This window comes from Clostridium sp. ATCC 25772 (assembly GCF_001573875.1).
Lineage (GTDB): Bacteria > Bacillota > Clostridia > Clostridiales > Clostridiaceae > Clostridium_J > Clostridium_J senegalense.
This window is the reverse complement of record NZ_LFRG01000014.1, coordinates 18,858-31,511: the sequence shown is the minus strand read 5'-3', so window position 1 is coordinate 31,511 and position 12,654 is coordinate 18,858. Positions and strand designations below refer to the sequence as shown.

General features: G+C 28.1%; 13 protein-coding genes. All 13 read right to left on the bottom strand.

Annotation, left to right across the window (positions count from 1 at the left end):
• Window positions 1-4 precede the first annotated feature (4 nt).
• Window positions 5-166: a hypothetical protein gene (locus AZI32_RS07790; RefSeq protein WP_157450867.1), complete on the bottom strand. Its 162-nt coding sequence runs from the start codon at window positions 164-166 to the stop codon at window positions 5-7.
• 212 nt (window positions 167-378) lie between these two features.
• Window positions 379-1,539 (bottom strand): RNA-guided endonuclease TnpB family protein, encoded by a 1,161-nt coding sequence (locus AZI32_RS07785; RefSeq protein ID WP_061995311.1) that lies wholly within the window; start codon window positions 1,537-1,539, stop codon window positions 379-381.
• A complete protein-coding gene (locus AZI32_RS07780) occupies window positions 1,523-2,134 on the bottom strand; it encodes an IS607 family transposase (protein WP_061995310.1) in 612 nt (203 codons plus the stop codon). Before AZI32_RS07780 ends, AZI32_RS07785 begins: the two co-directional genes overlap by 17 nt.
• 573 nt (window positions 2,135-2,707) lie before the next feature.
• On the bottom strand, window positions 2,708-3,010 hold the full coding sequence (locus AZI32_RS07775) for a hypothetical protein (RefSeq protein ID WP_206406631.1): 303 nt from the start codon (window positions 3,008-3,010) through the stop codon (window positions 2,708-2,710).
• 166 nt (window positions 3,011-3,176) lie between these two features.
• A complete protein-coding gene (locus tag AZI32_RS07770) occupies window positions 3,177-3,911 on the bottom strand; it encodes a Fic family protein (protein WP_061995309.1) in 735 nt (244 codons plus the stop codon).
• Window positions 3,912-3,985: 74 nt separating this feature from the next.
• On the bottom strand, window positions 3,986-4,813 hold the full coding sequence (locus AZI32_RS07765; protein WP_061995308.1) for a metallophosphoesterase: 828 nt from the start codon (window positions 4,811-4,813) through the stop codon (window positions 3,986-3,988).
• A 154-nt stretch (window positions 4,814-4,967) separates the two neighbouring features.
• Window positions 4,968-5,381, bottom strand: coding sequence for a hypothetical protein (locus AZI32_RS07760; RefSeq protein ID WP_061995307.1), 414 nt, complete (start codon window positions 5,379-5,381; stop codon window positions 4,968-4,970).
• A gap of 158 nt (window positions 5,382-5,539) precedes the next feature.
• Window positions 5,540-6,853: a HAMP domain-containing sensor histidine kinase gene (locus AZI32_RS07755; RefSeq protein ID WP_242865283.1), complete on the bottom strand. Its 1,314-nt coding sequence runs from the start codon at window positions 6,851-6,853 to the stop codon at window positions 5,540-5,542.
• Between the two features lie 49 nt (window positions 6,854-6,902).
• On the bottom strand, window positions 6,903-7,544 hold the full coding sequence (locus tag AZI32_RS07750) for a response regulator transcription factor (RefSeq protein ID WP_061995305.1): 642 nt from the start codon (window positions 7,542-7,544) through the stop codon (window positions 6,903-6,905).
• Between the two features lie 190 nt (window positions 7,545-7,734).
• The gene (gene arcC, locus AZI32_RS07745) at window positions 7,735-8,685 is read right to left on the bottom strand and encodes a carbamate kinase (RefSeq protein ID WP_061995304.1); all 951 of its coding nucleotides are present in this window, start codon (window positions 8,683-8,685) and stop codon (window positions 7,735-7,737) included.
• Window positions 8,686-8,716: 31 nt separating this feature from the next.
• Complete coding sequence (locus tag AZI32_RS07740) at window positions 8,717-10,123, bottom strand: basic amino acid/polyamine antiporter (RefSeq protein WP_010298033.1); 1,407 nt, start codon at window positions 10,121-10,123, stop codon at window positions 8,717-8,719.
• A 199-nt stretch (window positions 10,124-10,322) separates the two neighbouring features.
• Window positions 10,323-11,321: an ornithine carbamoyltransferase gene (gene argF, locus AZI32_RS07735; RefSeq protein WP_061995303.1), complete on the bottom strand. Its 999-nt coding sequence runs from the start codon at window positions 11,319-11,321 to the stop codon at window positions 10,323-10,325.
• A gap of 39 nt (window positions 11,322-11,360) precedes the next feature.
• Window positions 11,361-12,587, bottom strand: coding sequence for an arginine deiminase (arcA, locus tag AZI32_RS07730; RefSeq protein WP_061995302.1), 1,227 nt, complete (start codon window positions 12,585-12,587; stop codon window positions 11,361-11,363).
• Window positions 12,588-12,654 lie beyond the last annotated feature (67 nt).

Below are 12,654 nucleotides of genomic sequence, written 5' to 3'. Positions count from 1 at the left end.
ATTACTAAATTTTATATTTCTCTATAGTTCTTTGAAAGTTTAATGAGTTTATTAAAAATAATAATCCTGAAATAAATAGTGCAAAGCCTAATCCTATATAAAAATCTCCTACATATACAGGGTTAAATACACCTATACTTCTTACACCTACACCTAATGAAATCATGAATCCGATACGAAAAATATATACATTATTATAATAATGTTGACATTTCTACTGTGATACAACTTATACCATAAGGCTTTCATTTTGTATCTTCCTGTTTCAACGAATCTGATTTTGTAGTGATAAATCACATACTACTTTCATTTGTTATAACCCTCCACAGGCTTGAATTCCGTAGTATCGTTACGTACATATTCAGAACCTAGTTAGTGTTAGGCACTCTGAATTGAATAATTTGCTAAATTAATTGATGCGTTTAAATCTCTATCTAATTTTAAACCACAAGGACATACATAAGTTCTATCTTTAAGTTTTAAATCTTTCTTAATAGCTCCACAACAGCTACAAGTTTTTGATGATGGATACCACTTATCAGCTTCTACAAACTCTATTCCATAAATTTCACACTTATATTTTATTTGTCTTTTAAATTCATATAAATTTTGTTCTTGTATTGCTTTTGATAAATGTTTATTTTTCATCATCCCTTTGATATTAAGAGTTTCCATTACAATTCGAGATGGCTTGGTTTTCACTATCTCGCTTGTGCATTGATGTAAGTGGTTTGTTCTTATATCAGTAAGTTTTTTATATAAATTACGAATTATTTGATTTTGCTTTTGGATATTTTTCATATCTCTTAAAGGTGTTTTATAAATTGGTCTTCTATTTTTATCATAGCTCTTTATATTAGCTTCAATTTTACGACTTACTTTACGTTGTTCTCTTCTTAATTTACGTTTAAGGTTTTTTACTTTTTTAGTTTTATTGATGTTCTTTTTAAATTCACCATCTGAACAAACAGCAAGTTCTTTAATACCGACATCAATACCTAAACTTTTACCTGTCAACTCAATTGCTTCAAACTCTTTTTCATATCCAACTGATAAAAACCAACTCCTACCATCAAATGATATTCTAGGATTAGAATACTTTTCACCTTTTTTTAACTTAGGTAAAGGCTGGTATGTTTTTATAAATCCAATTTTTTCACCTCTAAAGCCACCATTGACTACTTTCAAACTTTCATAATTCACATAAAAACTAATTTTACTTTTTCGTCTACTTTTAAATTTTGGCTTGCTTGAAAGACCTTCAAACCATCTTTTTCTAGCTAAATTCGCATCTTTCACAGCTTGTTTCATTACATTACTTCCAACCTCACTTAACCAAGTATGTGTAGTCTTTTTTAATACGTTATTAATGTGTTTTCTGACTTCACCTTCTTTAAGTGTTTTATTATACTGGCTATAATAGTTTTCACTTTCAGCTAAAAAATAATTATAAGACCATCTTGCAACTCCAGCAGATTTCCAAAATAAAATTTCTTGTTCATTTGTAGGCTTTAACTTTATTTTAGTTGCTATTATCATTATTCTTTACCTCATCTATAAGCTTTTTAGTTTTTTTAGACCTTTGACCATACAATCTATTTGCAAATACAGTAATAATTTGAATTAAATCATCTGTTAATTCTTCTTCTTTAGATTTTTCACTATGGTCTATAATTTCAAGTTCAATTCCGTTAATTTCACACATATATTCAATCAATTCATAACCAAATCTAACAAGTCTATCTTTATACAAGATTACAACCTTACTTATTTCACGATTATTGATTTTATTAATTAATTGCTTTAGTCCTTTTTTCTTATAATTAATTCCACTACCAATATCAGTTATTATTTCAAATTGATAACCTTTGGCAATCATATAAGATTTAACGTTATTTACTTGATTAACTAAATCATCTTTTTGACTTGGCGTACTAACTCGACAATAGCCAATAACTAATTTGTTTGTATTTGTTGCTTTTCCAAAATAACTCAATTGTTCTATTGAATAATATCTTGTGCCGCCAGAAGAAACATGAGCAGGTAATAATTCACCTTTCTTTTCCATTCTTCTTAACGTAACAACATTTACACCAACTTTTTTAGCAAACTTTCCAATGGACATTAATTCCATATATACCACCTCTTTTTTGTTAAGATTATAATATCATTACTCAAGAGATTTGTAAACATTTTTTATATTTGTATATATTTTTCTAATTCACTATAATTCGCAACATTATAGCAGTCTTTCTCTTACAAGTAGACCTCTCATGCTTTCACATGAGCGTAGACCATTTCTTCATCTCTTTTGAGATGCGGTATTTTTCTTCCACCTTTAGCTTGTGGTTTTACTCTCCCTCAAGGAGATGGTCGTTGAAGGTTTCCCATATCATTTGACTTAGGGACTTCCCTGCTAAACACCCATTGTTTTACAGCACTTAACGCCCAACGTATTATATGTGTCACGATTATCCATTCATATAACCTAATTGGATTTTTTTCAGCTTATGCCATCCTTACTATTTTTTCTGCTTTCGCACCATTACGCCTACTATTTTTAGTTTCGCTTTGGTTGTAAGGCTTTAGGGATTCAAAGCAATTAACACCGAGTCTGCACCACTCACATGATACAGAGGGCTTTCTGTTTTCAAATCTATACTTCTATACATATTTGTATAGTTTTATTTAAATTTGTTGTAACAGTTTAGTTACCCATTATTATATAGCTTTTAAAATCAAAGAATGAAAATGCACAATGCTTTTCTAAACTACTATTTATAATTCTTTTAGTGTGTTTTTTTAACATTTTATTAAATATAAATTTAAAAAACATAAATAATATTACAGTTGCTATAATTAAACTTAATATACTATAACCATTATTTATCTTTACATCATTTAATCCTATAGTTAATACTCTAAAACCTGCAAAACCCCAAACTATTCCACCAATTAATAATAATATTTTTTTACTTACTCTTGGTGTTAATTTATCTAAATTTTTCATAAATGTAATCTCCTAATTAGAACATTAAAATTAAATTAGTTTCTATGCGAACTATTTTATATCTTTTTGTTCATACTGTCAACATGCAAAATTTTACTTAAAATTTTAAAAAATTATATAAAAATAAAGCCATTTCAATACCATATTTTTTGAAATGACTTTCCTTTTAACCTATTATATATAAATATGTGTCTATACTTTTTTCTACTTGTGATGCTACTAAATTTATGAAATCATGCAAGGTTCCTTCTGTAGAAGCCTTTTCTAAAGCTCGCATATATTCTTCTCTGTGCTCTGTTTCTATAACAGTTATAGGATAACCACTTCTCATTAAGATTAAATTCATAAGTAATCTTGCACTTCTTCCATTTCCATCTATAAAAGGATGTATATATACGTATCTGAAATGGAACTCTGCTGCTAATTGTATTGGATGTAAAATATTCTTATTTTCAAAATACCAACCCAATAACTCTCTCATTTTTTCTTCTACTAAAAAGCTTTCTGGTGGTCTATGTTTACTACCACTTATTAATACATTAGTTTTTCTATATTGACCAGCATTCTTATTATCTATGCTTTTTAATATTATATAATGCAAATTTTTTATTACACTCTCTGATATATCTAAGTTTTTACTTACTATATCATCAACATAATCGATAGCTTCTTTATGATTTATAACTTCTAAATGTTCTTTTAGACTTTTTCCTTTTCCTATAGTGATTCCATCTTCTAATATAACCTTGGTTTCCGTTATTGTTAATGTATTACCTTCAATCGCATTTGAATTATATGTTAACTCTATATCAAAGTATTTCTTAAGATTTTTTAATTGATGATTATTTAACGGTCTCTTAGAATCTAGTGTTTTCTTTTTATCATCTATTTTTTCAAACACTCTAATCTCCTCCATATCAAAACTTATTTATATATTATTATAGTCTATTCTTACATTAACTATAATACAATATTTTATATTTTTAAATTAAAAACTGTAATTTGTGGCACATTAAAAAATCTAAAAGGAAACTTTGTATTTCCAAGTCCACTGTTAACATATAATTTTGTATTTTTTTCATTATCAAACTTATATATACCTTTAGTATAAGTTTCTGCTAAATAAGTCTTTTTTAACGGTCCATAAAAAGGTATATATACTTGTCCACCATGGCTATGTCCACTTAATGTTAAATTAATTGGATAATCTAAAGAGTCTCTTATAAGGTCAGGCTCATGTAATAGCAATATATTAACATCTTTACTATTAATATTCATAACCGTATCTTCTGGGCTATAATTTCCTATTAAAGCATCATCTGCACCTAAAATATTTAAGTTAAAATTATCAAATTCAATTCTATCATTTTCATTTTTCAGTACTTTAAAACCTGCTTCATTCATAATGTCTTCATAATAATTTACTGCTCCTCCACCATAATCATGATTTCCATATACCGCATATTTTCCATAGTTTGCTTCTATATTACTTAGTACAGTTGATATTTTATCTAAACTATCATATTGAGATGCATTATCTATTAAATCACCAGTAAAGACCACTATATCTGGATTTTCACCATTAATTTTTTCTACCGCTCGTCCAAGTTCATCTAAATCATAAAATTCTCCAAGTTGAGTATCTGTAAACTGAACAACTTTAAGCTCTGTTTTCCAATTATCATTTAAAACCATATCCTCTTTTTTCACAGTTAATAAAGTTCTTTCTATGTACGTAGCATATATTATCAACATAAAACTTAATATAGTAAAACCACTTATTATCTTACCTATTACTTTCAAAATATTTTCCTCCTAATAGCTTTAAAATAAATATTTATTATTACTATAAGTTTTTACTGTTACACTAATGTTACGAAAGGATATAACAATGGGTTGAAAATAATACTAAAAACTAAAATAAGAGCATCTAAATATTAGATACTCCTAACCCCTATTATTGAACAGGATTTTCATTATACACTTCTTTTACTTTTCCCTCTTTAGTTTTCTCATTCATTATTAGTTTAAAATAATAGTACTCTCCTTTATTTAATTTATCATAGTTTTCTTTGCTTATTTCAAATGTCCCTTCACTTATATACTCATCAGAGTCCATCTTAGTTTTAAACATCTCAATATAAAATAATCCATCTTTATCTAATTTATAAGCATAAGAATTTCTTGATTTTTTTGCATCTTCTATAGTTGTTATATCTTCCTTTTCTACAATTTTCACATTACCTGTAATACTCTCAGACATTTTTCCCGTGCCAAAAACCGTAAATAATATTAAACCGAAAATTGCAATTAACACTAATACTATTATCCAAGTTCGTACTATTTTTTTGTCGTTTAAATCAGAAACCAAATTAATACCCCCTTAATAAAATATATAATTTCACCTTCACTTCTGCGATTACACACTTAAGTATATTTTATAATATTATACTATATAATTTAATTTATGTTAATTATTTTAAAAAGCTTTAATTACTCCATTTAGTCATTAGTAATTAAAGCTTCTCTTTAAAATATTATATAAAATTCTATACTACCATCACTTGTTTCAAACCCAAATTTTAAATTATGATTCTCTAATATGTCTTTTACAATTGATAAACCTAATCCTGTACCGGACAAATCTTTGTTTCTAGACTTTTCAAGAACGTAAAAAGGTTTCCAAATACTTTCTATGTCATTGTTACTATGATTTTTTATTCCATTTTTAATGGTTATTTTTATATCATCTTTACTTTTTATTAAACTAATCTCTATCTTCTTGTTATTAGTGTATTTTATAGCATTGGTTACCAAATTATTTAGTACTATATCTATCTGTTCTTCATCTGCATATATATAATATTTCTCTTTTTCTTTAACATTTAATATTAACTCAATGTTACTTTCTCCTATTATCAATTTATACTTTTTAATAATATCAACAACACTATCTTTCAATGAAAATTTAGATTTATTAATAGGTTTTTTTTGAAGTTTTGCCCAATATAAAAGTCTATCTATTAACATGCTCATGTTTTCTGTTTGTTTTTTAATTGTTTCTAAATAAGTTCCATCATCAAGTCCGTCTTCTATCCCTTGTGCATAGATATTAATTAAAGATAATGGCGTTTTTAATTCATGGGATATATCAGAAACTAATGCTTTAAGTCTTTCATTTTGAGAATTTATATCTTTATGTGCTTTTTCTAGACTTACACTCATAGAATTTATACTTGTTGCAAGTTCTCCGATTTCATCATTAGTTTCTATTTTTTCTGTTCTAAAATTTAAATTAGCTATATCTTTTGATAAGAGTTTTAATTTTTCTAATGGTCTTGTTATATGCTTTGAAAAAATAATAGCTAATATTATAGTTATAATTAATAAAAACATCATCAAATATGTATTAAATTTATTTACCATATTTACCGTTTCATCTAAATAAGGTAGTGAAATTCCTATTGCAAATACATAATCATTATGCAATATAAATTTTGATAAAAACTTATATTTTACCTTACCTTGATAATATATTTTGTTTATACTTCCTTCGCTTAACTGGTCCAGTGTATCTTTTGTAACCCAAAATTTATTTAACTTTATGCCTTTGCTTTCGAACTGTGATAATATATTTCCGTTAATGTCTTCAATATCTCTATCTAATGAGGCATATGCAATAGTAACATTGTTATCTTCTTCAATAGACTGAATCTTATCTGCTTTTATAACATAACTACTACTTATTTCATTTTCTACTTTATCTAATATTTTTCTTTTTTCATGAATATAGTATTTACCAATAAAAAAATTATTAATTAATATGGACGCTATAGTTACCAAAAATAGTATTAGAGATATTCCAATTGAAAGTTTTTTGTTTATTTTAATTTTAATCCTCCTCCAAACTGTAGCCTAATCCTCTATAAGTTTTTATTATCTCATCACCTACTTTTGATCTCAATCTACGAACATGAGTGTCTACAGTTCTATAGTCCCCTTCATAATCAATTCCCCAAACTAAATCTAAAAGTTTCTCTCTTGATAGAATAATTCCTTTATTTCTCATTAAACACACTAAAAGTTCAAATTCAATTTTTGTTAGATTTAAATGCTCATTATTCCTATAAACTTTTTTTGATTTTAAATTTATTTCTAAATCTTTAAATCTAACCCCTTCACTAAAATCCAATAATTTTTTAGCTCTTATAATTAATATCCTTGGATCAAAAGGTTTTTTTATGTATTCATCTGCTCCACAACTTAAAGCTTCTATTTCATCTTCATTTTGAACCTTTGCTGTTAACATTAAAACTTTAGTATCACTATTTTCTTTTATATATTTACATACTTCTATTCCATTAATTTGTGGCATCATCCAATCTAGTATAGCTAAATCCACTTTATTAGATGAAAGTAATTGTAAAGCAGACTCTCCATCATATGCCAAGATGGTTTCAAAACCTTCTTTCTTAAAATATGCGTCTAAAATTTTTACCATATCTTTCTCATCATCAGCTATTAATACTCTCAAAATTTTCTCCTCCTTTCACTTTTACATAAGTTTCTTAAATAATTTAAAATGAAAACCTACTTCACTACATAGAGATACAATGTCATATTTAGTTAATAATTAAGAACACTGAACTATTAATTAAAATACTAAAAGTATAGCTACTTATTAAATTTAAAGCAACTATACTTTTATTTATGTACTATGCAATTTATTTTACTATTGTTGTTCCTGTTAATCCATTAATAGCTTCTTTTGCTTTTTCAAGAGAAGTTATAATAGCAGTTCTACCTTCCTTTGATTCTACAAATCCCATAGCAGCTTTTACTTTAGGAAGCATTGAACCTGGTGCAAAATGTCCTTCTTGTATGTATTTTTCTGCCTCACCTAATGTTAATTTTGAAAGGTTCTTTTGGTCTGGCTTTCCAAAGTTAATAGCTACCTGTTCAACAGCTGTTAGTACGATGAATGTATCTGCATTTAATAACTGCGCTATTTTACAGGATGCAAAGTCCTTATCAATTACTGCTGGCACACCTTCAAGTTGTCCGTTTCCCTTATCTATCACTGGTATACCACCACCACCAACAGTTATAACAACGTGACCTGCATCTACTAAGGTTTTGATAATAGGTTCCTCTACTACAGATACTGGCATAGGTGACGGAACTACTCTTCTCCATCCTCTATTAGAGTCTTCCTTCATTGTATATCCTTTTTCTTCCATTAGTTTCTTTGCTTGTTCTTCTGTAAAAAATGAACCTACTGGTTTTGTTGGATTTTTAAATCCTTCATCATTTTTATCTACTATAACTTGAGTTATAACTGTTGCAACTTCTTTATTTGAACCTCTATTTTTAAGTTCTTCTCTTATAGCTTGTTGAAGATGATATCCGATATATCCTTGACTCATGGCTCCACATTCTGGAAACGGCATTATCGGATTATTTTCATTTACAGATGCTGCAAGTTCATAAGTAGCTACAATTTGACCTACTTGAGGACCATTACCGTGTGCTACGATTACCTCATGTCCTTCCTGGATTAAATCTACAATGGCTTGTGAAGTTTCTTTTGCTGTTATTAGTTGCGCCTCTGCTGTAGTATCCTTTGGATTAGCTTGAAGTGCATTCCCTCCAAGTGCTATTACTATTCTTGCCATTTATAATTCTCCTTTCTTTGTAAATACTCTTCTACAATTTTATTTTTCCTGTTCCGATCATTACTACCATAATTATTGCTAATACTATTATTACTGTCATTGCCACTTTTTCTTTTGAAGTAATTTCTTCATTTTTTTCTTTCTTAGCTTTTGTATAAATTCCTACTCCTAAGGCATACATTATTAATGCTGCACCTAAATACTGTAGTCCTACTGCAAAAATTACATATACAGAATAAATTGATGCCATTATTGATATAAACATATCTTTAAATCCTAATTTATCTTCTCTTGATACCTTGATAGCATATAAGCTTGAAAATAAATATGGAATTAATATACAAGTAGTAGCAATTAAAAATATATTGTTATATGCTGCTTGAAGTGCTGGTAAAAGCAAAGATAATAAAAAGATTTGAGTTAATATATCTGTTACTAATAGTGAATTTGATGGTACTCCATTTTCATTTTGTTTCATAAACCATTTTGGCATTGTTCCACCTTTTGCAGCAACATAAGGAATTTCTGCTGCAAGCATTACCCAACTAATTAAACAACCTAATAATGAAATAATTAGTCCTACTTTAACTATTAATGGTCCTGACCTACCTATTACCGTTCTTCCTAGTACATCGGCAAGTGGTGTTTGTGAATTTAAAAGTACCTTTCCTGGAACTGCACCCATTGATACCACAGAAACAAGCATATATAAGGCTAATGTTATAATTAAACTTAAAACTGTTGCAGCTCCAACAATTTTTGATGACTCAGCCTTTTCTGATAATACTGTAGCTGCCTCCACTCCAATAAAGCACCATAAAATAATACCCATTGCGCTGTTAACTTGCTTAAATAAATTTGTAGGTTCTCCTGTTGCAACAAGTATGTTTCTCCAATTTGCTACGTTGAATATATTTAAATCAAATACTGTAAATCCTAATATAATTACTAATAATAATGGAATTATTTTTGCAACTGTTGCTATTGCATTTATTATACCTGCACTTTTAGTTCCTTTTAATTGAATCCAATGAACTATCCAAAGTATTAAAGATGCTATTAAAAATGACATTATAGGCCTTATTCCACCAATTAAACTATTTAAAGTTTTAATCATAAGGATAAAAAAAGCAACATTTCCAAGCCATGCACTTAACCAATATCCCCAAGCTGAATTAAACCCTGTAAAGTCACCAAAACCCTCTTTGGCATAAGTAAAAATTCCTCCTATAAGCTTCGGTCTTTTATTTGCAAGTAATTGAAATACTAATGCTAAAAATATAACTCCAATACCACCAATAATCCAAGATAATAACACTGCTTGTGGATTTGTATTACTAATAAGATCAGTAGGGCTGTTAAATATTCCTCCACCAATCATTGAGCCTACTCCAAGAGCAACTAATAACGATAATCCTAATTTTTTATCACCATCCATTTGTTTTGCTCCTTTTCTTTAGTTTTATTATTTTTTAATTATAGGGACACAATTTTAAGGTTTAATTTATGAATATATCAAATGATAAAATTAACATCACAATAATATTCAGTTAAAAATTAACAGTGAATATTATCTACTTTTTTATCATTAAATTTCTTTCATAATTTTAAAGTTCAAATTGTATCCCTACCTTAATTTATTGTCCTAATGTAGCAACCATCACAGCTTTGATAGTATGCATTCTATTTTCAGCTTCATCAAATACTATTGAATGTTTGCTTTCAAAAACTTCGTCTGTAACTTCCATAGATTCTAATCCAAATTTTTCATTGATATCTTTTCCTACAGTAGTTCTTAAATCATGGAATGCTGGTAGACAGTGCATAAACTTAACGTTTTCATTACCTGTTTTATTTAACATTTCCATATTTACTTGATATGGTTTTAATAATTTTATTCTCTCACCCCAAACTTCAGGTGCTTCACCCATAGATACCCAAACGTCAGTATATATAACATCTGCATCTTTAACGCCTTCATCAACATTATCTGTTATAGTAATTTTTCCGCCAGTTTCTTTTGCAATTTCTTCACATTTAGATACTAAATCTTCTTCTGGGAATAAACTTTTTGGAGATAGAATTCTAAAATCCATACCCATCTTAGCTGCACCAATCATTAAAGCATTTGCCATATTATTTCTTCCGTCTCCACTATAAACAAATATAACTTTATTTAATGGTTTATCAAAATGCTCAGTTATTGTTAAAAAGTCTGCTAAAATTTGAGTTGGGTGATCTTCATTAGTTAATCCATTCCAAACTGGTACTCCTGAATATTTAGCTAAATCTTCAACTATTTCTTGACCAAACCCTCTATATTCAATACCATCATACATTCTGCCTAGTACTCTTGCTGTATCAGCTATTGATTCTTTTTTACCCATTTGGCTTCCAGTTGGTCCTAAATAAGTAATATGTGCACCTTGATCATGTGCTGCAACTTCAAATGCACATCTTGTTCTTGTTGAATCTTTTTCAAATAATAATACTATATTTTTTCCTTTTAATTTTTGCTCTTCTGTTCCTGTATATTTTGCTTTTTTAAGGTCTCTTGATAATTCAAGAAAATATTTTATTTCTTTAGGTGTAAAATCCATTAAAGTTAAAAAGTGTCTATTTCTTAAGTTAAACATATTTTTTCCTCCTAATTTCTTTCATATATTAAGTATGATTTACACTAAGTTATCTCTATTTAAAGGCATACTCATACATCTTGGGCCGCCTCTACCTCTTGAAAGCTCTGCACTTGGCATTGTTATAACATCAACTCCACGTTTTGTTAAAAGTTCATTTGTTACATAGTTTCTTTCATAAGTTATAACTCTACCTGGAGATATTGCTAAAGTGTTAGAACCATCGTTCCATTGCTCTCTTGCAGATACTATTTCATCACCATTTCCACATCTGATTAAATCTACTGCTGGTAAATTTAGTGCAGTTTTTAATATGTTATCTAATGTGTTTTTATTATGAGTTATGTCTAATCTTCCATTTTTTCCTTTTGTAATTTCAAAAACATTTAGTGGTCCTTCAATACCTGGGTGTATTGTGAATTTATCGTAATCCACCATAGTAAACACTGTATCAAGATGCATAAATGCTCTACGTGATGGTATTTCAAAAACTAGTACTTTTTCGAATGATGTATTATTATCGAATAAATTTTTCGCTATGACTTCAATTGCTTCTGGTGAAGTTCTCTCACTGCAACCTATAGCAATAATTTTGTCTGATAATACTAACTCATCTCCACCTTCTGCACTACAATTAAAGCCCCTATCATACCATAATGGAATCTCAGACATCTTAAAATCCTTATGATATTTATGAATATATTTCATAAATAAAGTTTCTCTTCTTCTTGCTGAAGTTTTCATCGTATTAATTATAATGCCGTTTCCTACTGATGCAGCTGGATCCCTTGTAAAATATAAATTTGGCATAGGATCTAAGTAAAATGGATATTTATCTTCCATTAACTCTCTTAAAGAGCGTCTTGTTTTTATTTTTATATCTTCTTTTCTTACTCCAGCCATAAGAGTATCAACCATATCTTTAGTTGTTTTAGACATTAAATCTTCATACAACGCTTGATATATGTCGATGTTATTAATATGGCTTTCTTTTAAAAACTGATTTAAAAACTCATCCTTTACGTTTTTATCTTCTAAGGCTTCTGCTGCTAAATTTTCTAAATATAATACTTCCACACCATTTTCAGTTAATATTTCAGCAAACCTATCATGTTCATTCTGAGCTACTTCTAAATATGGAATATCATCAAAAAGCAATCTTTCTAAATACTCAGGAACTAAATTTTCTATTTCTTTTCCTGGTCTATGTAACATTACTTTATTAAGTTTTCCAATTTCAGATGTAACATTTATAAAGTTATCCATACTTTTCCCTCCTTGTTTATTATTTAGCTTAATTTTATAGTTAATGATATTTGTAACTTTTTACTAC